Origin of the sequence: Paenibacillus odorifer (genome assembly GCF_000758725.1) — a bacterium.
Classification (GTDB): Bacteria; Bacillota; Bacilli; order Paenibacillales; family Paenibacillaceae; genus Paenibacillus_AQ; species Paenibacillus_AQ odorifer.
On the sequence record NZ_CP009428.1, the window covers coordinates 3,744,569 to 3,765,357 of the forward strand.

The following is a 20,789-nucleotide window of genomic DNA, read 5'->3' on the forward strand; positions in this document are numbered from 1 at the left end:
TCAGGTCACGTCTCCCAATCATCTAATTCAGGAAAGGTAGCTGTAATTTGAGTTACCTCATCTGAGTTAACTTCCGGCTGTGGTTCAGTAAGAGGCAAGATGACGGTTACTTCCGTTCCCTTTCCAAGCTCACTTGCCATATCAAGTGTCCCATTATGAAGTTCTACAATCTGCTGTGAGATCGCTAACCCCAAGCCTGTTCCTCCATTAAGTGCATCCACTTGAAAGAAACGGTCCTTAACTCTGGATATATGCGCTTCACTAATCCCTATCCCGCTATCTCGTACCATAATCGCTGTTTCTGTAGCAGACAGCCTCTTTGCTGACAATTCAATACTGGAATCTTCATGTGAGAATTTCACTGCATTGTCTACCAAGTTCAAGAATACCTGTTTTAATCGATTGGCATCCCCTTTAACAAAGATCGCGTCTTCACATTCCAGCAGCAGATGAATTCGTTTCTTTTCCGCTTTAGCCCAAACATTCAGTATCGTCTCTTGTAGCAGTACCTTTACATCTACAACCCCAATCGACAGCTTCATTTGGTTCTGCTGCAGCTTAGAAAAGTCGAGAATTTCCTCCACCAGCCCAATCAGACGTTCACTTTCTTTGGAGATGATGCTGACTCCAAGTTTTGTCTCCTCCGGATCATACCCGCCGGAAACCAAGGTTTCGCTCCAGCCCTTGATACTTGTAAGAGGTGTCCGCAGCTCGTGAGAAATGGACGAGATAAAATCATCCTTAATCTGATTGCTGCGCACAATTTCCTGAGCCATATAATTCAGCGTTGAAGCCAAATCACCAATCTCAAATTTATAGTCTCCCTTAATCCGTACGTTGAATCTCCCCTTGGCCATCTGCGCTGAAACTGCCGTAATATTATTCAGCGGCTTCACAATCGAATTGGCCAGTCCGAAGCTAAACCCAACAACTACAGCCATAACAGCTGCAGCAATAGCAGTAGACAATAAGGTAAGATTAAGCAAATCATTATTGATTTCTTCTAGTGAAGTAATATACCTTAGGACATACTTATCCTGTCCATGAATCTGCAGCATTTTGGAAACCGCCATTACGCTCTCATTCGTGCCTGCCTGACGCCCTACCCAGCGTCCAACGCTGCCGCCAACGGCTTCTGGTACATCACTGGTCGTAATGGTCCGATCCGGCTGAAAGCCAGTGGAACTAGTGATGATATCCCCATTTAGCGATAAGATTTCCAGCTCCGTCTTGCTCAATGAGAACCTCTCCAGTACTTCTTGTAGCAGATAGATGCTATTATCGCTTGGTATCATGTTCTTTTGAAAAAACGACTCTGAAACAGAAATGTGATTCTTAATCTTGCTGTATACACTGTCATAATAATATGTTCTGATGGCCAGCAGGAAGATAACTTCTACGAGGAGAAGCGCCAAAAAAACTACAAGAATGTAGTGCAGAACAATCTGTCTGCGCATCCCCTTCTTAATCATTGTCCTTGGCCTTTCCATCTATATCCGTGCCCCCATACAGTCTGCAAAAATTCCGGTTCCGAAGGATTGTTCTCAATCTTCTGGCGTAAGCGCCGGATATTTACATCTACAATTTTGGGATCACCCATATACTCCTTGCCCCACACATGATCCAACAGAAGATCGCGGCTAAGTGGAGTGTTTTCTTTTTCAAGAAAGAATTGAATCAGAGAGAACTCCGTAGGCGTCAGTTCAATGGCTACATTATCACGTTTGAATTGTTTGGTAATAAGATCCAAGCTGAAAGGCCCCGAATGAAAAGAAACCTTGGCCGACTGTTCACGATGCACATTTACACGGCGCAGCAAAGATTGAATACGCGCAATTAGCTCCGTTGGGCTAAATGGCTTACTAACATGATCATCTGCACCTACGGACAAAGCGTAAACTTTATCCTGCTCCTGAACCTTGGCGGTAAGAAAAATAATTCCCAAGCGTTCATTAGTCTCCCTAATCCGTCTACAAACTTCAAATCCATCAATGCCGGGAACCATAACATCCAATAACGCAATATCAATATCAGGTATAGTGGTTAATTTATGCAATGCTTCATTTCCGTCAGCAGCCTCCAGCACTTCGAACCCATTACGCTTCAAATTAATGACTATGAAACTGCGAATGGACTCTTCATCTTCCAATATCAGAACTTTACTCATCTATTCCCTTCCTTTCAATAGGGGAGGCAATCTTATTGCTTCCTTCTTTTGTTGTACTTTGTTCTAGCTCACCACGGTAGCCGATGACTTTATCTGAATCCCGCCCAAGCAGCTCCCAGCCTTCATTCTTAGCCTTATCCCATTCCGAAGGAGAAAAGAAGGAAACCTCAGCAAACGTCTCTCCGGTGTCGGTCATGATGAACTTAAGGTTTTTATCCAGAACAGATTTCGTGTCAATACTTACCTTTCCATGCAGCTCTGGATCAAAATTAATAGTAAAGCGATCCGATGGATCACGATATAGCTGGACTGCAAAGGTTAGGCCATCTTTTCCATCCCATTTATAATAGGAGGTGAAATAAGGAATATCTGCGGGGTCGAAATACTCCCATCCTTTTGGTGCTTCAAGCAATCCAACTTCAATAATGCCATCATGATCAATATCTTCGCTTGCAATCAGACGATCTTTGTAAGTCCTCGTATCACCTGGCAAAACCACGCGCAGCTTGTTATGCTCCATAAGAACAATTAAACTGTAGGCGGATTGGAAATCCACCGAAGCGTCCAATACGATTCCTTCTTTATCTTTGGCAATCTTTCCTGCGACAATATTGTAATAATTAAAAAAATACGGATCGATATCCTCGATCTTATCGAGCACCTTAAAGCCATCATTGTACTGATAGATCGAAATGGTTGCAAATTCATTTCTTTTAAAATAAACAACGGTGATGTCTTCAATTCCATCCTTGTTAAGATCATCAATCATATATTTGGTGTAAGGAAGTGAAAGCACTTCTTCTAATGATCCACTGGAATAGCTATACACGACGAGGCCTTTTTCTTCCCCACGTGAATAACCTGTAATGATATTCAGCTTCCCGTCACCTGTCATATCTTTCAGATCGACGGACTCCAGCATAGTTCCATCCCCATCAAAAACAAGCTTTTTGACCCAGGCATCTCCTTGCTTCTCTAAGATCATCCCGTGAATCTCTACAGCTTCGCTTGGCGTTCTATAGAACACCAACGACTCCATAATTCCATCGTTATTGAGATCCTCTGTGAAAATTGAGCTCTCATCATTAACCGGACGGATCAACTCCGTACCCGCTGGAATATGTGAATTAATAGCAGCCATAAGTGTTGCTTTGTCAGCAGACAGCTGCGGAGCTTTCATCTTCGAAACGGGATCACTGATGAAAGTACAACCCGAAAGTACGGATAACGACAGTGTTGCAGCTGCCAGGCACCTAAGACTTTTTATACTCAACCTCATCACTCTTTTCCTTATCCGTGTCCGAACTTTACAAATTCGCGCGTTCCTGAGACGTTAATCTACGTCCCTTTATATCATGCTTAATTCGTCCATCTTCTAGTACCCATATACGTGAAGCGAAACGTTCAGCCAGTTCAATAGGCAGCACCGTCACTACGGTAAGCCCCGTCTCTTTACATAGTCTGCGCAAAGTTTCCAATACACTCTCTGCCGATTTGGGATCAAGACCCGTAACCGGTTCATCCGCTAGAATTACTTTGGCACCATGAGTTAATGCTCTAGCAATCGCTACACGCTGACGTTCACCACCGCTTAGCTGGCTAGTCTTCATCTTCGCTTTATCTAGAAGTCCAAGGGCATCTAATTCATCCATCGCACCCATATAATCATCTGAACGAACCATCCCTGTAACCATACGCCACATTGGCGTCTGTGCGGACTGGCCGATCAGCACGTTTTTCAGCGCTGTGCGGTTAGGATTGAGCTCTGCATTCTGCTCCAGATAAGCCCACTCCCGGCGGATTTTTCTTTTTCCGGAAAAGGCACTCGCCATAATATCCGTACCGTCCACTCTAAAATTCCCTCTGTCCCACTTCTCTCGCAGCGCTAAACAGCGTAATAAAGTGGTCTTACCGCTCCCACTCGCTCCAAGTATGGCTACGAGCTCACCCGGCTCTAATTGAAATCCTATATCCTGCAGGACCGGATTTTTGTCTTCCCCAACTGCCTTGGCTAAGTGTTCAACTGTGATCATAGTTCAGCCTCTCCCTGTCTTCATCTATAATCTATAGTGTACTCTGAATGTGAGTTCAATTTCCATGCGAGCACTCGTTCTTATCTTACCTCAATTTCTAGGTTGTGGCGAGAATAATAACCCAAGCAAGCCGAACACGATATATAAACCACCCATCAGGGCAAAAATACCGCCGCTTAAGCCCACTTGCAGCAACAAACCACCAATGCCGGGGCCGATAATACTGCCAATACTAAAATGGAAAGAAGCAACCACATTGGCAGCTGGCAGTAGATGTCGTGGCAAAATATCCGCGGCCAGACTTAGCCCTAACGAGAAAAAGGAGCCCACTAGTCCTCCTGCGATCATCAGAAGCACCATTGTCAACGTAAAATGATCACCTGCCAGCGGCAACATCGTAAAGGCGATCCCGCCTCCGATCCCCGCAATAATCAGTACCCGCTTGCGGCCAAACCGGTCGCTCCACAGACCTAATGGAAACTGCAGAAGCAGTCCTCCGATCCCCGCAAAAGGCAATAATGCTGCAATTTGATCTGTGCTGTAACCGATACGCAGACCATATACCGGAAAGCTGCTATTTAAGCTGGCTTCCATAAAGCCATATAAAAGGGCTGGAATTAAAGCGAACCAGGCTAAGCTGTAACAACGACCGAAACGGCGAACCTGACTTTCACCACTCTCCGCTTTATCTGGCCGGGAATCCGGCAGAATTGTAGTCACAAGAATTAAGACTAACAAAAATAGAAATGCGAGAACAATAAAAGGCACGGCCTGTCCATAACGCAGCAGACTTATCCCAAGTGGCCCTAAGCTAAAGCCCAGACCATAGGACATGCCATATAGTGAAAGATTACGTCCGCGATGCTCGGCAGGTGTCATGAGTAGAACCCAAAGCTGGGCCCCGTAATTAATCGCAGCATCGCCCACACCCACAAGCAGACGCAATACAAACCATACCTTGATCCCTGTAAAAAAGGGAAACATGAGCAAGCTTACTAAGACTAAACTAATCCCACCAGCTATCAATTTTTTAAATCCAACCGCTCCAAGAACACGTTCAGCAATCAAGGTCATCCCAAATGATCCTATGTATAGGGCAGCAGCATTCAGTCCGTTCAGTGACGAGGAGACTCCTTTTTGCTCCAAAAGAATGGATAGAATGGGCAGCAATAGCCCTTGGCTAAGCCCCGCGGCTATAGTAGCTGTAATAAGAATCATGAAAGTCATTTTGCTATTACTTCGTATAGATACTTTAAGCCGGTCTGACACGGATGATATCCCCCTATAATAAAAACAATGATGTAATGGCAAACACCGAACATTATAGTGGACAACCTTCTTCAAAACAAGAGATAATATGTAGAAGTTACGGATTTCTGGGGGTGCATGTTACATGGATTACGAATTAAAAATCGACGTATCGCCGGTTTATGAACTGCTGGACAGTTTTATGATATATGTAACCAGAAAATGGATCTCCAATTTGGACCTCGGTCCCCACTGGGTAAGTGATGTGGAAGATCGCATTACTCCTCATAAAGTAACAGCTCTCATGCAAGCTGCGGAGTGGCCATTTACGGATTATGATGTGTTATATGCTTGGGTTTACAGCCGAGGGCCCGCAACGTCAGTGCTGCATTTTCTGGATGATCTGGATTCAGCTTCTATAGAAGAGTGTTATCAGCAGATCGCACCGTTAATTCATGATTTCACCATAGATGAAGCTTCCCGGATCAAGAGCAGCTATAGTCCGCTTCTAAGACTCTGGTATGAGCAATATTTTCGTCATGTAGAACACAAGATTTTACCGTTATTAATTGAAGATGCCTCCGAGAAAAAAATGCTGGAAAGCAAAATGGACCCTATTTCTTTAATTGAATATGCATCTGGTGGTGTAGTTTTCGAGGATATACGGGATCTTAAGACTATAGTATTATTGCCTACCGTTCATAATCGACCAATTAACACCTACTGCTTCTACAAAACTATGGTGATTGTACAGTATCCTGTAGATGTGCCATTGGAAGATGAAAATGAGCCACCGATGGTGCTATTGCGCATGACCAAGGCGCTGTCGGATCCAACCAGACTCCGATTGCTTCGGTATGTCGCCCATGAACCCAAATCTTTATGGGAGATGCAGTCCGATTTAAATCAATCCAGAGAAATGCTTATGCATCACCTAATGATCCTACGCGTAGCTGGTTTACTCCGTATCCATCTTCGTGGGGAACAAGATGAGCGCTTCAGTATCCGTCCAGACGGCGCTTCTGAGCTTCAAATGTTCTTAGAATCTTATATTCACCTATAGAACACTATACAGATACAGATCCAAGGAGTGAGAGATATGAAATACATGACTCAACAAGTAATTTTCGATCTAGATGATACGCTGGTTCACTGCAACAAATATTTCGATCTAATTTTAGGGCAATATTTCGAGCTCATGACTGATTGGTTTAATGAATTTGGCCCAAGCACCAGTGAATTACGCAGCAAGCAAATAGAAATTGATGTTGATACCGTCAACACGAGTGGCCTGGCCAGCGACAACTTTCCCAAATCCTTAATCGCCACCTACCGTTATTTCTGCGCCAAATATAACCGTCCGACAGATCGCTTTCATGAGCAACAATTACACAAGCTCGGTCTAAGCGTCTATGACCAAGAAATTGAAGCTTACCCTGGCATGGTTGAAACACTCGATACGCTGAAGCAAGAGGGTCACCATTTATTCTTGTATACTGGCGGGGACGACACCATTCAGCAACGTAAAATTGAACAAATGAAGCTGGATGCTTATTTTGACGATCGTATCTATATTCGGAAGCATAAAAATGTTGAGGCACTTGAAAATATTTTGGCTACCCAAAGCTTTGACCGCAAACGTACCTGGATGATTGGCAACTCGTTACGTACAGATGTACTTCCCGCAGTTACCGCAGGCATTAACAGTATCTACCTGAAGCAACAAAATGAATGGAGCTATAACCTTATCGAGCTGGAGCAGGAGATGCAGCAAGCCGTGATGACTATTTCGTCCATCCACGAGGTGCCTCCTGTCATTCGCTCAGCCGCTAAATTCAAAAACTAATAATCTAGCTACAACGTTACGTAGCATTGTTACAAATGACATATCTACACTACCTACTGGATGATTATACTATTTTTATAGTATTCCTATATTGTCTAGGAGGTGAGATATGAATAAGAAAGTGTCAGCTAAACAATCTCAGACCAAAAGACCTTTGCTTCCCATGATATTAGGTGTCGTTGTTGTAATCCTTCTCGCTGTAATTGTTTTCATCTTAAGCAATAAGACTGATGATACAGCAGATCTACCCAACTACACCGACGTAAAGGGAAGCATTGTTGTTGATGGGCTGAAATATGAGAAGCAACCTCATCTTGGAAGTCCTGATGCCAAAGTTAAAGTTATCGAATTCGCAGATTTCAAATGTCCCGCCTGCAAAATGTGGACTGAAAAGTATCTGGATACTTTTATTAAAGACTACGTGGATACCGGAAAAGTGGAACTTTTTTTCATGAACTTTGCATTTTTGGACCGGGACTCTTATCTTGCTGCTAGCGCCGGCGAAGCCATCTACAAGCAAAGCAACGAGAAGTTCTGGGAATACCTTCATAAGCTGTACGCTAATCAAGGCGATGAGAGCGAAATTTGGGCCACTCAGAAATTCATTCTAAAATTCGTTAAGAATAACATCGAGGGCATTGATTACGCTCAATTTGAAACAGATCTCAAGAATCATACCTACATGTTCGATGTAAAAGAAGACTTTAAGATCGCTGGTTCCTACGGAGTGAACGGTACTCCTAAATTTATGGTGAACGGAGTACTGCTTCAGGATTCTTCCTATGAAGGGTTAGCAGCAGCGATTGATAAGCAGTAAGCAGATTTTAACTGCGCCCTATAAGCTGTTCACTTTGAAAAAAGCGACCTTCTTATAGGGCTTTTTTGTGTGTATGAATTAAAAAAGATGACTTCTGTGATATACAGAAGTCATCTGCTGATTACTTAATTAAGCCTCTGCTTATTCTACCAAATGACACACGGCACTATGGCCTTCTGACACGATTTTCCGTTCAGGCTTGACAGCCATACATACATCCGAGGCAAAAGAACACCGCGGATGAAAAGTGCAGCCTCTTGGTGGATTGAGCGGTGATGGCACCTCGCCTTGAATCGATACCATCTGCTGCTTCTGCTCCACACTATCCGGAATCTTCAAAATCGAATTTAGCAGGACCTGCGTGTAAGGATGCGTAGGTTTCTTGAACAATTCATCCGCCGGAGCTTGCTCAACCACCTCTCCTAAATAAAGAACCGCGATATCATCACTCAAATACTCCACTACTGCCAAATTATGCGAAATAAAGATATAAGTCAGGTTAAATTCCTTCTGCAAATCCTTTAGTAGTTGAATAACTTGAACCTGAATAGATACATCCAATGCGGACACCGGTTCATCACAAATAAGCAATTTAGGATTCAGTGACAACGCTCTGGCAATCCCAACCCGCTGCAATTGTCCACCTGACAGTTCATGCGGATAAGCGTATTGGACTTCAGAAGGCAAACCGACCCGCTCAAGAAGTTCGATCACACGCTCATGCCGGCTTACTTTAGTTCCGATTTTGTGGATAGCCATTGCATCTTCAATAGCGTCTCCTACCGTCATTCTCGGACTTAGGCTCGCCTTGGGATCCTGGAAAATAATTTGCATATCCCGGCGCATCGCCCGCAGCTTCTCTTTATTTGCCTTTGAGAGCTCCACGTCCTCAAAAAATATTTTTCCTTTGTCAGATTCGAGTAGACGCAGAACCATTCGCCCTAAGGTTGATTTTCCTGAGCCACTCTCCCCAACAAGCCCCAGTGTTTTCCCCGCTTCCAGGGTAAAAGAAACATTCTCGATGGCATGCAGCTTTTTTCCTTGTACCCGAAAAGTTTTCGAGACATTTTCTACGCGCAAGAGCGGATTATTGGGCATAGGAAGCGACCTCCTCAGCATGATGGCAGGCGATCTGATGATCGGTGCTAAAGTCACGAAGTTTAGGAACTTCATTCTGACACCGCTCAGTTGTATAGAAGCAACGATCGGCAAATGGGCAGCCGGTCAATGTCTGTGTAAGTGTCTTTGCCGTCTTTGGAATAGGCATTATTTCTTTTCCCTTGTGGCCCACTTCGATAATGGAGCGTTTCAATCCAAGTGAATAGGGATGCGCCGCCTCACTTATGAACTTGTCCGTAGTGGCTTTCTCCATGATTTGGCCCCCGTACATCACGATGATTTTGTCACAAAAGTTGGTCGCAAGGCCAAAATCATGCGTTACCATCACTACGCTCATCCCATGTTTTCTGCGCAATTCCTGCAATAGTGCAAGAATCTGCATCTGCACAGTGACATCAAGCGCGGTTGTTGGCTCATCGGCAATCAATAATTGTGGTTCACATGCCAAAGCAATAGCAATCATGATACGTTGGCGCATACCCCCGGAAAATTCGTGAGGATAACTTTTAAACCGTGATTTGGGATCCGGAATCCCCATTTCATGCAAGAGCTGAATGGTTCGGTCAAAAGCTTCCTTCCGGTTTGCATATTGATGCGTCAGCATGGCTTCCATTATTTGATCCCCGATACGCATGATCGGGTTCAAACTGGTCATCGGATCTTGAAAAACAACGCCGATGTCACGTCCACGAATATCTTCTAATTGTTTGGGACGCATTTTAAGTAAGTCCTTACCATTAAACTGAGCTGTCCCCGATGTTATTTTTCCATTTTCGCGAATGAGCCCAATTGATGACATCAATGTAACGGACTTGCCGGAGCCACTTTCACCAACAATCCCCAAGGATTCATTTTCATTGATTGAAAAACTAACGCCGTTTACGGCATAAACTTCATCTTCACTGCGGGAGAACTTCACATGAAGGTCATCAATAGAAAGTAGCGGTTCACCCATATTAATTGCCTCCTTTCGGACTGAATGCTTCCTGGAGACCGTCTGCTACAAACAGAAACGAAAGCAAGGTTATTGCAAAGATACCTGCCGGAAAATACAGCAGCCACGGAAAGCCGAGAATATTCTCACTGGCTTGAGCAATCATACTCCCAAATGAAGGGATTGGCGGCCGAAGCCCCATGCCAAAAATACTTAAGCCTGCAATCTGGATGAGATCACCGGGAATCCCGAAGGCAAGAGAGACACCCATACTGCCGATAACATTCGGCAACATATACCTTCTAGCAATATGCGCCTGAGATGCGCCTAACGCTCTTGCCGCTTCCACCATCTCCCCGTCCCGCATACTCAGGACCAGACTTCGGATCAAGCGCGCATACCCCGCCCAGCCCGGAATCCCAATCGCTAGAATCAAAGATAAATACCCACGTCCCAGCATAATGACTAATATCAAGGCGAACAAAAATCCCGGCAAGGTCATCATGAAATCCACAGCACGCATAATAATCATATCGGCAATTCCGCCGCGCAATCCGGCCCATAAGCCCAATATGATCCCGATGATGAAGCTGACCAAAGTCGCGCCAAAGGCAATAATCAAAGCGCTTCGAACACTGAACAAGATCTGGCTGAACATGTCATGCCCCACATTATCCGTGCCAAAAATATGCTGCCATGTCGGCCCTTGATTGATGGCCAAAAAATCTCCCGTGCGATAATCATACGGAGCCACCCAAGGTCCGATAATCCCCGCGATCAAAAAAAGGACAACCCAGACCAAACCAATAACGGCAAGACGATGTCTTTTAAATCGCTTCCAACCTTGATAAAACTGGGATCTCTGAAGATTCTTTTTTCTCTTCAAAGCTACATCCGATTGAGTTGCTGCAACTGTGCCAGCCAATTGCTCCCCCTCCTAGGTTCGTATAGTCTGTGCCGCTTATAATCTGACACGCGGATCAATAAAGGCATAAATAATGTCAACAAGTAAATTCATAATCATAATCATGGATCCCAGCAGAAATACAGATGTGATGGCGAGCGGATAGTCGAAACTGGTAAATGCCGTCTGCATCACCTGACCAAGCGCTGGAATGGCGAAAATTTGCTCCACCCAGATCGTGCCCATCACTGTAAAAGCAAATTGAGGTCCGATGACGGTTATCATCGCTGTCAGCGAATTTTTGACACCATGCTTAAAAATCATCGGCCAATATTTGACGCCCTTAGCTTTTGCGGTCCGCATAAAATCCGACCTCATGGTTTCGATCAGACTGCCCCGCATATATCTGGCCACAACACCGACATTTGCCGCAGATAAACAAATAATCGGCAAAATTGCTTGCCTCCAGTGACCCCATCCCGTTACAGGCAGAATCCCTTGAAACACAACACCAAATAACAAAACCATAATCACCGCGAGAACAAATGCCGGAATGGCCTGACCCGTCAATGAGATGGTGCTTACAACATAATCGATCCAAGTGTTACGTTTGAGTGCTGCAATAATGCCAAGCGGAACCCCGATAATTACCGAAAGAACAACAGAACCAAATGCCAAAAGTGTACTGATCGGCAAAGCCTGCTTCAGTTGAGTCGCAATTTGCAAAGACGGATTCTGCATCGAATTACCGAAATCGAAGGTTAATTGATGCCATATATACTTCATGATTTGCTGCCACAGCGGTAAATTTAAACCATACCGGCTTTGAAATTGGTCCATGACTTGCTGATAGAGAACAGGGTTTTGCCCTTGCAGCGGAGCCAGTGCCGTAGCCATGGTATTCGTATTCATGAAACCGCCAGGTGAATAATACATCATGGTATAGCTGACTGAAATGACCAAAATTAAAGTGATAATGATTTGTAAAATGCGCTTTGAAATAAATTTCAATATGGTCAAATTCGACCCTCCTTTACCGATTCACGGGCACCATAATTGGCGCCCGCGATTGGTAATTATTCAACCCATTTAGGATTATTCTACAGATAAAAGATGCAGCCCATAGAAGTTGCCCCATGCCCAAGGATTTGATTGCACTCCTGTAATGCCGGGTTTTACCAAGAAGTATTGCTGTTGATAATACAACGGAATAGCATAAGCTTCTTCTAGCAGGTTATTAACTACCTTAGCCGCGATAGGAGCAGCGTCTTCGACGGTCAGCGCATTTACGAATTGCGCTTGCCACATTCTCAAATCTCTTAAGGTATCGGATTGATAACCGTTGTAGTATACCTGTACATCAAGTGCATTTTGATTCAACTTGCCACCTGGCGCGTTTGGTGCTACGAAGGTCCAAGCGGTTACAAAGGCGGCATGTTTTTCATCGTTATTTTTAGCATTTTTCCAAAGATCTACAATCTGTTGCCATTGTTCGGCGGCCGTTGGAAGCCCCGGTTGTTTCAGATAAGGCTGCCAATCCGCAGGCTGCTCTGCTGTCCATTTATCCAAAAAGGCGATATCCTCTTTGGCAGCTTTTTCTAATGCTGCCCAGTCGCTCCATTCCACACCGGCGTTCTTATTGTCCGGATCTCCATATTTTTTAATGGCCGGTTTATAATAAGTTTCCTTGGTCCAATCCACGAATTGTTTCGTAGCTTCTAATGGAGCATCCAGCGTTCCTATGGAATATAGTTGCTGCGTTGCACCCATGTCCAAACTTCCTGGTTCACTCCAGTTTGTTGCGCCCGACGCCAGAATAAAGCCCGGTTTTGCATCGCCCTGAGGTCCGCTGTACTGATAAGCGTTAAACTGCGCCTCATTGAGCTGAACTAGCTCTGTTTTGATACCAAGATTTTGTTGCAGTAATTGACCTAACGCCAAAGCGATTTGCTCACCCTGAGCATCTACTTGCTTGACCCCAACATACAGCGATAAGGTTGGCAGACCTTTACCGCCTTCATAACCGGCATCCTTCAATAATTGTTTGGCTGCCTCGAGATCTTCCGGAAGTCCTTGCTCCAGTTTTTCCGTTGGCCAACCTGGTGAAGCAAAGATATTGGTCGCCCCGCCCATGCCGTTCAGCACCGATTCTACGATCGGTTTACGTTGGATCGCTTTGGCGATAGCCTGGCGCACCTCTTTTTTGTCATATGGAGATTCCGTTGTCGGGTTGCTCCAGAGCAAATATTTGATCGCATAAGTCGCTGCAGTATACAACTGGGACTTTAGCTCATCCGTTTTCTTCACGTATTGTAAATCAGACGCGCTTTGGATTAGAACAACATCCGCATGGCCGGACATATAATCCTCCACCGGCACGGTTGTTGCCGGAAGAACATGGATGGTCTCTACATTGCCGTGATTAAGCTGGCCAGCTGCACCTACATAATTCGGATTGCTCACCATGACGAGTTCACCGTTTGGTGTAAAAGATTTAACCATGTAAGGGCCATTGCTCACAAAATTCCCCGGTTCAAACCACTTACCAGGGTTCGCTTCGACCGCTTTAGGATTCATAGGCATCGACCCGGAAAGAACCATATCACCCAAAATCGCGTGAGGCAGCGTGGTCGTAATTTCCAGAGTGTAATCATCAACTACTTTTAGACCAACTTCTTCTTTACTTACAGATCCGGCATGGTATGCATATCCGTTCTTCACAAAATTAAGCACGCTTAGCCAAAGTTGTGCGGTTGTGTTAGCTGGATCCAATTGATACATATAAGAAAAATAAAAATCATGGGCGGTCACAGGATCGCCGTTAGACCATTTGGCATCTTTACGGAGGGTAAATGTCCAAGTTTTTTTGTCGTCGGAGACGGTATAACCTGTCGCAATTTTCGGAACGATTTCATTATCCTGATTGTAGCCATAAAGCCCTTCGAGCAAAGTTCCTTGCCCTACCAGAATTTGTCCTTGCCATTGTGTAGGATCAAGCGTCGGGATCTTTGGATTGAAAACGGTTACCGAACTTCCCGCCTTAATTTCAAGATCAGCAGCACCTTCATTCTTAACTGCCGTTTGACCCACATCACTGGTTGCTTTTACCGAAGTATTGCTATTGCCTGCAGCATTTTTACCGTTCTCATTGGCACTATTAGAGGAATTACTGCAAGCAGTCACAGATAACAAAGAAAATGACAGAAGTAGAGCTAAGAACGCGTTCTTTTTTTTCATCCTCAAGTGAACCCCCTCGTACATAGTCATGAATCTAAAAAATAACATTTTATTTTTTGTTATCTATGATGTTATCTTTCACCTTCTCATGTTTTGCCCCCCTAAATTTAAACTCAGATGTTTGTTTGTGAACTTTCGAATATCTTCTTTTGAATTTCACTTAGAAAACTAAGAGTAATCGCTTACATTCTAAAATTTTCCACAAAGATTGTCAAGAAAAAATGTTACTTTAGTTAGCATAACTCGTTATAATTAATATAACTTATTTGTTGAATATGAATTTTTCGTTAATATTTTATTAGCTTTTTTAGTGTTATTTCGTAAATAACACTAACTTATTGACGAATTTTAGCTTATTTCTTGTAATGCTGTTATAAACGCTATAGAAGAACAGTTCTATGAGTTCCATAGAACATAATAAAAAGAGTGTATCCCAGCAGTCATTTTATGACCTTTGGGATACACTCTGAACCATTGAGATATGGGAATCGGAATAAAATACTGCTATCGATACAAATATCAGAATAGGTGGACTCCGCCTCTACCGGAAATTATCTATACACTCATGTAGAAAGGCGTCTAGTGTGCGTGGATCTCTGCCGAGCAAACGCTTCACAGTGTCATTTGGACTTTCTGGCACCATCCTAGACATGGTTTGAATTTCCACAACGTGGTTCGCGAGCCAAGGAGGCAGATTCCCATGCTCAATAAGATTACGGAGTAGTACTTGAGGTTCCATGTTGATGTAACTTATCGGCCGATTAAGCAGGGCAGATAGTCGACTCGCGATCTGGGGATAACTGAAAATCTCCGAACCAGTAAGCGTATATATATGGCCTGATACCTTGTGGTTGGTCAGAACTTCTGCGGCAACGTCTGCAATATCGCGACAGTCAATAAAGTTACACGGTGAAACGCCCATAGAGCCGAAGAAAACATTTTGGGTTGTGATCGTTGGTGCAAAGCGCATTAAATTTTGCATGAACGCATAAGGGCGCAATACGGTATGGGTGATACCCGATTCCCTCAACGTGTTCTCAATTTCTTGATGCCAGCCCGCCACTGCCACTGGAGAGCTCTGCTCAAAAGCTGGACTGGATATTTTTACGATGTGTTTGATTCCAGATTCGGTGGCAATCTGAATGATTGAGGTTTCCAATTCGATTTGTCTTGGACTGTTGGACATGGCAAGGAAGAGCTGGCTAGCACCTGTAAACACACGTCGCAGCGATTCAGGATCGGAAGCGTCTACCCTTGCGACCTCAGTAGTCGATCGGCCTTTCTCTCCGATTTGATCACGCAACTTCTCTGGCTCTCTGCTCAGCGCCCTGACAGGTACGCCAAGATCAACCAAACGTTCCAAAAGCGCACTTCCAATCGTACCTGTTGCTCCGATAATAACTATCATTTTTATCTTCTCCTTTTGGATGAAAAATTAGTTGTGAAGGCAAGTCGCCACCGCCATGTCACTATCGTGCTCGCTATGAATCCAGACAACGGGAAATCGATCCAGACACGATTTACCCAGGCCAAGTGATTACTCGGAATCATAATTTCTACTACAACAGATGTCACCCATGCAGCGTATAGCCCAAATGAGGACCCGGCCATTGCGAATACCCCTACCACAACCAAGTGAGGTGCACCGATGACCCATCGCAAACGGCCCACTCGGCTGTGCAACAAAAGTCCAATCATCAAGGCCATCAAGGCCGATGCACCGCCAATAGTAGTCAACGCCGCTATTTGAAGCCCCCTATCTACAGTAACCAATCCCCCGATCCCTGCCATAATGGCAGGAGCAGCATAGGCCATTACAACTTCACGCCATAGTACAAAAGTCTTTTTCTTGGAACCAACAGCCTTGATGCTGTAAACATCTTCTGTCTGATTCGGGTATTTCATCTGGTTCATTTAGTTGCTCCCTTCTTCTTTGAAATAGTTCAACGATTGATTTCAGTAAATTATAATTAGGCACCTAACTATATAAGAGTAAAAAAAGGCTAGCTTCACTAGCCCAATTCTACTCATTACTGATGTTTCCCTTTGGTTTCGAGCCTAATTCGCCCGTAAGTGCTGAAATGCCCTGTGTAACTCGACCCAGCAAGTCGAGAAATACGCTGCGTTCTTCGATGTTGAGCAACCCCACCATCGCTTCCAGCCGAGCGAAATGCTCAGGAGCCATTTCACGGAGCTTCTTCGCTCCTTCTTCCGTTAAAACGACTGATTTCTGACGGCCATCGTCTGAGCTTAATCGCCGAGATACTAGCCCATCTCGTTCAAGAATGTCGATAAGACCAGTCACTGTAGCACGTGTAACGCCTAGATGCTCCGCTAATTGCGAAGGCAACTCTTCTCCTTCGTTATCTTCAAGATCTGCCAATAAACGATAACGCCCTGTTGATAAACCGAATCTAGAGAAATGAATCTCAGAGGCGTGTCCAAGCATGGCTCCCGCTGCCATTAGCCTAGACGCGACGAGTATAGCCTGTGCGTCTATGTCTAGGTTATAACGATCAATCTGACGCTTGGATTGTACAAGCGAGGGAATAGCCTCAATGTCGTTTATTTTTTTATTATTGTTGTTCATATATGTAGTATGGTCCCTAACTACTTTTGTGTCAACTCATTTTTTTATAACTCGTCAACCCTGGAGTTATACAGTTGGATTTGGTTGTAACTCTATATTTCTCCCAAAGCTCGATCAATCGACCTTCAAGCTCTTCAATTCAAGAGGTCCTTTGCAACAAAATCTGTTGATGCTAGCTCATACCATGTGTGACGATAATTTTCCAGAGACTGCTTACTCCATCCTGTCTCTACGAGAATTCTTTTGGCACCTACAGCTGCAGCTGCAAGCATATCTGTTGAACCTACATCACCAAAACGCGCCGTCGTATAGTGAATATTGTGCTCTTATTTTCTAAAGTAGTAGAAGTTCTGTCCGCATCATTCTACTATTCAAATTTTAACTGAAGCGAATCACAAATTGGCATATAGCCTATCTTTTGATAGATGCTATTAGATGTGGGATTTGCTAAGTCCGTATATAAGACGCACTTAATAAACCCTTTATCCAATGCAAGTTGGCTTATTTGCGCCACAATTGAAGTAGCGTAACCCTTTCCGCGCTCATATGGAGGGGTATAAACAAATGCCACGCCAATTGCCGTCTGCATTTCCCTTGTATATCCTGCCATAGATACGGGTATCCCGTTGTCCTCTAAAATATAGAGTTTCTTCGATGCTATTCGGTAGAGGTAAGGGTCTGCATCTTGCGGGATGGACATTTCTGTTTTACCATAATTCCCCGCTGCATAAAATGCTTCAGCCCAGTATGGGAAAAAGTGAATATCCTTTTCATCTAGCAATCGAACGATACCAACCTTTTGAATGTCTGGATTTACTGCAGTAAGTTCATATATACGTTGGCTCATCATTGTTTTAAAGGATATTCCCTTGCGCAAGGTATATTCTTTGGCAAAATACTCTGCCAAGGTTTTTTCGGTCATCACACCTGGAATTTCACGGTCTTTCAGCCCATCTATCAGACAGTTTATAGCTTCTGGGTTTATTATGTTGTCTGTTGCATAAAGCGTAATATTGTGTAGCGGTGTCATTATGGCGGTAAGTTGTATGCCCCTAGAATCTGAAATAGTTACCATAAGCCAATTTACAGGGTCACGCCAGTCTGTTTTGTCTTTTCCTTCATGCCCAATTATGATATTGCCAAGAGGAATCAAATTTTGTGCTTCATGACGCATCAGCATACCATAGGTATCATTGTAAAACTCATGCACATCCGTATACAACTTGAATTGCATTGCAATATCACCCTTTCATCTGCTCAACGTTTTTCCAGATTTTTCGAACTAATCGTTCTTCTTACAGTTTGTTGATTTTTCGCCTGCCAATTTAATAATTAATTAATGAAGACGCAAAAAACCCCATCCCATTAGGGACGGAGTTGCTCCGCGTTACCACCCTGATTGACGTTTATAATAAACGCCCTCTTAGCCATCGTCCAACAACGATGCTTCTTTGTAACGGTAGAATCCCGGTCCCATCTACTATAATTCGGGGGACAGCTCTGAGGTGATTTTTTGATTCGGATATCCGCTGCCTCGCACCAACCGGCAGTTCTCTGAACGGCGTTTCCAGATCTAATTGTCCTCTTCATCGCATTTGGTAATTATTAATTAAGTTTAATATAAGATAATAGGAATATTCTGTCAATAACTCAAACAACAATAGGGATCTCTAAACTTATATTGCTTCTAAAGCAGATAATCCAACTAATCATGCGACTATATGATTGCGGAGACTACACTACAGTCTGCTTATTTTCTTCATCAACACATAGCACCTGCTTAATCTGTTTCGATTAGCTTGGAGGTCAACTTCACTACTGGCCTGATATACTTCAAAAACCGCTCCGGATCGTGATAAACGTAATGGATTCTCCCAGGGGAAGTATCAAAGCAGTAACCAGTGTCTGCAAAATTAAAAGCTGCCATTGCCCTTTCCATCTTTTCCTCTACACTACGATTTTCCTGTTCATAATTGAATGGCCCATGTTCAAAAACAATATACTCGGCTTCGAGAACATCAATCATAAGCATTTGTGGAGGTACTTCACCTTTATAATCAAGAGGAAGACGTACACCAAAACACTCTGTACGTGGAATACCCCAATCGCAGAGTCTGCCATCCGGGTCATTAATGTAAGCCATAATCTGACCGCTGCCACCGTTAGATTCACTCCCGCCATCGTCATCCAATTTGCCCTTGATACTATCGAGTAAGCCGCAAATAGTTTCGCAGTCCTGTCCTGTAATAAGGCTTTGCTTTTGCCAAAAATCCCAATACCCATTACTCTCATAGTTTTTAATGTGCAAAAATTTGTGAGTGGGAATGGTTACAAAATAAATGTCAAGATCATCTGTAGATTTCATCATACCAATCTCTCCAAATCCGAAAAAGTAGCGGTCGAAAGAGTTTATTTTTGTACGAAGGGCGACAGGCATAGGCCTTTTCCGGTATTCACTTGGAGTTACACCATATGTTCCCTTGAAAGCCCTGGTAAAAGCTTCATGTGATGAAAAACCATAATCAAAAGCAATATCCAAAATGCTCTTTTCACTATCCCGAACCTCTTTTAGTGCGAAGGCTAATTTTCTATGCCGTAGATAATCCCTAAATTGCATTCCCGATATTTCCTTAAATTTTCTCGTAGTATGAAATTCGGAATAACCTAACTTGTGAGAAAGAAATCGTAGCGTTATTGCTTCACTGTTACGATTCTTAATACACTCGTCAATTTCATTAACGATTATTTGGATTTGCTTGTGCCACTCGTACAAATGGTCTGTTCACCTCGTTTCAACCACTCTATAGTCATTGTAGAGTAATGGAATTTGCATTACTTGATTCTACTTGCGGAAAAGAGAGGAGAGGATATATTTGTTCCTTAAATCGCCCTGGAAAATATCAACGTTATCATTCAATGACAATTCAAACGTTTTGGTCCTACTATTTCGGAATCTCATCAGATTTCCTCTTTGCATTTAGTGGTCGGTGTATAACCCTATCGTTATGTCAAAGTATTTCCGCAAGCAGCTTAAGCGTGTCATGCATTCGCAGGATGGACAAGAAGCACGGAGTATCGGGAGGCATTAAACAAAAGGGCTCGGACCCGTTGAGACATGGGAGTGAAAATCACATGCCCTTACAGTTGTTCCAAGCCACCGCCTCCTCAATTTCCTTCTTATCTCACATTTAGCTAAAGGTAAAATCCTACGAATTCATGAGCCTGCGTGAGTAAACTAGATCATATCGGATTAGTTCAATGCCCATCTCATTCCGGGTAATGGTGATGATTAGGCCCTGTTAGAGTCTCGCGAACGTGATGTAATCGACTTGGACAGGCTCTGCCAATTCGATCCGCAGTGCCCGGTTGATCTGTCCCCGGTGATATTGCCCATGTAAAATGACCTGCGACAGGATGTCACGGACGGACGTTCGGAACGGGACTCCGTTCTGGTTCGCATAGTCGATCATCACGTCCAAATCAAATTCCTCCAGCCCTTCGATATACACACGATATTGCTCGGCGTTTTCTTCGAACATCGTTCGGATCACTCTCAGGTCTTCCGCTTCCTCCCACAACGAATATTGCGCACTGCCCTTGCCCTGCAATCGGGACAGCCAGACTCGTTCCGCAACCGCGACATGCCGAACCAGCTTCAGAAGGTCATTGTTCTTCATCTCACTCTCCTCGAGCGCTTCCAAGATTCGTGCGTCCGCCCAGTACAGGTGGTCCATCATGCGCTTGATCGTCTTCATTTCCGTTTCCCCCTCTTCGTCTCATCGATTACTTGAACCTACTGTTTCCCGCATTGGTCATTTATTTCTCTAATCGTCATAATCTTCAGCAGTCCAAGGTTCTTTTTTTATCGCGCTCATTGGAATCAGGAGACGTGTA

Annotated in this window: 20 protein-coding genes and 1 other annotated feature; of the genes, 3 read left to right on the top strand and 17 right to left on the bottom strand. The window is 43.9% G+C overall.

Features of this window, described 5'->3' with window-relative positions; translation table 11 throughout:
- Window positions 1-5: 5 nt before the first annotated feature.
- The 5 genes from PODO_RS16260 to PODO_RS16280 form a co-directional block, all read right to left on the bottom strand.
- Window positions 6-1,472, bottom strand: coding sequence for a HAMP domain-containing sensor histidine kinase (locus tag PODO_RS16260; RefSeq protein WP_051491526.1), 1,467 nt, complete (start codon window positions 1,470-1,472; stop codon window positions 6-8).
- On the bottom strand, window positions 1,469-2,167 hold the full coding sequence (locus tag PODO_RS16265; RefSeq protein ID WP_036687642.1) for a response regulator transcription factor: 699 nt from the start codon (window positions 2,165-2,167) through the stop codon (window positions 1,469-1,471). Before PODO_RS16265 ends, PODO_RS16260 begins: the two co-directional genes overlap by 4 nt.
- On the bottom strand, window positions 2,160-3,440 hold the full coding sequence (locus PODO_RS16270; protein WP_235219555.1) for a hypothetical protein: 1,281 nt from the start codon (window positions 3,438-3,440) through the stop codon (window positions 2,160-2,162). Before PODO_RS16270 ends, PODO_RS16265 begins: the two co-directional genes overlap by 8 nt.
- A gap of 34 nt (window positions 3,441-3,474) precedes the next feature.
- On the bottom strand, window positions 3,475-4,200 hold the full coding sequence (locus PODO_RS16275; protein WP_036687647.1) for a phosphonate ABC transporter ATP-binding protein: 726 nt from the start codon (window positions 4,198-4,200) through the stop codon (window positions 3,475-3,477).
- 90 nt (window positions 4,201-4,290) lie between these two features.
- Entirely contained in the window at window positions 4,291-5,427 is a 1,137-nt protein-coding gene (locus PODO_RS16280) for an MFS transporter (RefSeq protein ID WP_370510606.1), read from the bottom strand.
- Between the two features lie 166 nt (window positions 5,428-5,593).
- Here PODO_RS16280 and PODO_RS16285 point away from each other — a divergent pair, with 166 nt between their 5' ends.
- The 3 genes from PODO_RS16285 (at window position 5,594) to PODO_RS16295 (ending at window position 8,111) form a co-directional block, all read left to right on the top strand.
- A complete protein-coding gene (locus PODO_RS16285; RefSeq protein ID WP_036687649.1) occupies window positions 5,594-6,511 on the top strand; it encodes an ArsR/SmtB family transcription factor in 918 nt (305 codons plus the stop codon).
- Between the two features lie 36 nt (window positions 6,512-6,547).
- Entirely contained in the window at window positions 6,548-7,294 is a 747-nt protein-coding gene (locus PODO_RS16290; RefSeq protein WP_036687651.1) for an HAD family hydrolase, read from the top strand.
- Between the two features lie 109 nt (window positions 7,295-7,403).
- A complete protein-coding gene (locus tag PODO_RS16295) occupies window positions 7,404-8,111 on the top strand; it encodes a DsbA family protein (RefSeq protein WP_036687653.1) in 708 nt (235 codons plus the stop codon).
- A 141-nt stretch (window positions 8,112-8,252) separates the two neighbouring features.
- On the opposite strand, the gene PODO_RS16300 is transcribed toward PODO_RS16295, so the two are convergent.
- The 12 genes from PODO_RS16300 to PODO_RS16350 all read right to left on the bottom strand — a co-directional run bounded on the left by PODO_RS16300 (window position 8,253) and on the right by PODO_RS16350 (window position 20,650).
- Window positions 8,253-9,209, bottom strand: coding sequence for an ABC transporter ATP-binding protein (locus PODO_RS16300; protein WP_036687656.1), 957 nt, complete (start codon window positions 9,207-9,209; stop codon window positions 8,253-8,255).
- Window positions 9,199-10,185 (bottom strand): ABC transporter ATP-binding protein, encoded by a 987-nt coding sequence (locus PODO_RS16305; protein ID WP_036687658.1) that lies wholly within the window; start codon window positions 10,183-10,185, stop codon window positions 9,199-9,201. The genes PODO_RS16300 and PODO_RS16305 overlap by 11 nt, the downstream gene beginning before the upstream one ends.
- Window position 10,186: 1 nt before the next feature.
- Window positions 10,187-11,089 carry an ABC transporter permease gene (locus PODO_RS16310; RefSeq protein WP_080742512.1) on the bottom strand — a complete coding sequence of 301 codons (903 nt, stop codon included), beginning with the start codon at window positions 11,087-11,089 and terminating at the stop codon, window positions 10,187-10,189.
- Between the two features lie 36 nt (window positions 11,090-11,125).
- A complete protein-coding gene (locus PODO_RS16315; RefSeq protein ID WP_036687660.1) occupies window positions 11,126-12,088 on the bottom strand; it encodes an ABC transporter permease in 963 nt (320 codons plus the stop codon).
- 75 nt (window positions 12,089-12,163) lie between these two features.
- A complete protein-coding gene (locus PODO_RS16320) occupies window positions 12,164-14,305 on the bottom strand; it encodes a peptide ABC transporter substrate-binding protein (protein ID WP_052097081.1) in 2,142 nt (713 codons plus the stop codon).
- A gap of 541 nt (window positions 14,306-14,846) precedes the next feature.
- Entirely contained in the window at window positions 14,847-15,713 is an 867-nt protein-coding gene (locus PODO_RS16325) for an SDR family oxidoreductase (protein ID WP_036687662.1), read from the bottom strand.
- Between the two features lie 2 nt (window positions 15,714-15,715).
- Complete coding sequence (locus PODO_RS16330) at window positions 15,716-16,219, bottom strand: hypothetical protein (protein WP_174890041.1); 504 nt, start codon at window positions 16,217-16,219, stop codon at window positions 15,716-15,718.
- Between the two features lie 109 nt (window positions 16,220-16,328).
- A complete protein-coding gene (locus tag PODO_RS16335; protein ID WP_036687664.1) occupies window positions 16,329-16,895 on the bottom strand; it encodes a MarR family winged helix-turn-helix transcriptional regulator in 567 nt (188 codons plus the stop codon).
- A 134-nt stretch (window positions 16,896-17,029) separates the two neighbouring features.
- Complete coding sequence (locus PODO_RS31130) at window positions 17,030-17,212, bottom strand: HAD hydrolase-like protein (RefSeq protein WP_256715430.1); 183 nt, start codon at window positions 17,210-17,212, stop codon at window positions 17,030-17,032.
- A gap of 50 nt (window positions 17,213-17,262) precedes the next feature.
- Window positions 17,263-18,129 (bottom strand): GNAT family N-acetyltransferase, encoded by an 867-nt coding sequence (locus PODO_RS16340; protein WP_038571528.1) that lies wholly within the window; start codon window positions 18,127-18,129, stop codon window positions 17,263-17,265.
- A 130-nt stretch (window positions 18,130-18,259) separates the two neighbouring features.
- Window positions 18,260-18,494, bottom strand: a binding site (T-box leader).
- Between the two features lie 181 nt (window positions 18,495-18,675).
- Window positions 18,676-19,668, bottom strand: a complete 993-nt coding sequence (locus PODO_RS16345; RefSeq protein WP_038571530.1) for a helix-turn-helix transcriptional regulator — start codon at window positions 19,666-19,668, stop codon at window positions 18,676-18,678.
- A 526-nt stretch (window positions 19,669-20,194) separates the two neighbouring features.
- Window positions 20,195-20,650, bottom strand: coding sequence for a DinB family protein (locus tag PODO_RS16350; protein WP_038571533.1), 456 nt, complete (start codon window positions 20,648-20,650; stop codon window positions 20,195-20,197).
- Window positions 20,651-20,789 lie beyond the last annotated feature (139 nt).

Coding starts and splice junctions, on each gene's coding strand:
- PODO_RS16260 (WP_051491526.1), bottom strand. CDS start 1,472: ATGATTAAGAAGGGGATGCGCAGACAGATTGTTCTGCACTACATTCTT.
- PODO_RS16265 (WP_036687642.1), bottom strand. CDS start 2,167: ATGAGTAAAGTTCTGATATTGGAAGATGAAGAGTCCATTCGCAGTTTC.
- PODO_RS16275 (WP_036687647.1), bottom strand. CDS start 4,200: ATGATCACAGTTGAACACTTAGCCAAGGCAGTTGGGGAAGACAAAAAT.
- PODO_RS16280 (WP_370510606.1), bottom strand. CDS start 5,427: ATGACTTTCATGATTCTTATTACAGCTACTATAGCCGCGGGGCTTAGC.
- PODO_RS16285 (WP_036687649.1), top strand. CDS start 5,594: ATGGATTACGAATTAAAAATCGACGTATCGCCGGTTTATGAACTGCTG.
- PODO_RS16290 (WP_036687651.1), top strand. CDS start 6,548: ATGAAATACATGACTCAACAAGTAATTTTCGATCTAGATGATACGCTG.
- PODO_RS16295 (WP_036687653.1), top strand. CDS start 7,404: ATGAATAAGAAAGTGTCAGCTAAACAATCTCAGACCAAAAGACCTTTG.
- PODO_RS16300 (WP_036687656.1), bottom strand. CDS start 9,209: ATGCCCAATAATCCGCTCTTGCGCGTAGAAAATGTCTCGAAAACTTTT.
- PODO_RS16305 (WP_036687658.1), bottom strand. CDS start 10,185: ATGGGTGAACCGCTACTTTCTATTGATGACCTTCATGTGAAGTTCTCC.
- PODO_RS16320 (WP_052097081.1), bottom strand. CDS start 14,305: ATGAAAAAAAAGAACGCGTTCTTAGCTCTACTTCTGTCATTTTCTTTG.
- PODO_RS16325 (WP_036687662.1), bottom strand. CDS start 15,713: ATGATAGTTATTATCGGAGCAACAGGTACGATTGGAAGTGCGCTTTTG.
- PODO_RS16330 (WP_174890041.1), bottom strand. CDS start 16,219: ATGAACCAGATGAAATACCCGAATCAGACAGAAGATGTTTACAGCATC.
- PODO_RS16335 (WP_036687664.1), bottom strand. CDS start 16,895: ATGAACAACAATAATAAAAAAATAAACGACATTGAGGCTATTCCCTCG.
- PODO_RS16340 (WP_038571528.1), bottom strand. CDS start 18,129: ATGCAATTCAAGTTGTATACGGATGTGCATGAGTTTTACAATGATACC.
- PODO_RS16350 (WP_038571533.1), bottom strand. CDS start 20,650: ATGAAGACGATCAAGCGCATGATGGACCACCTGTACTGGGCGGACGCA.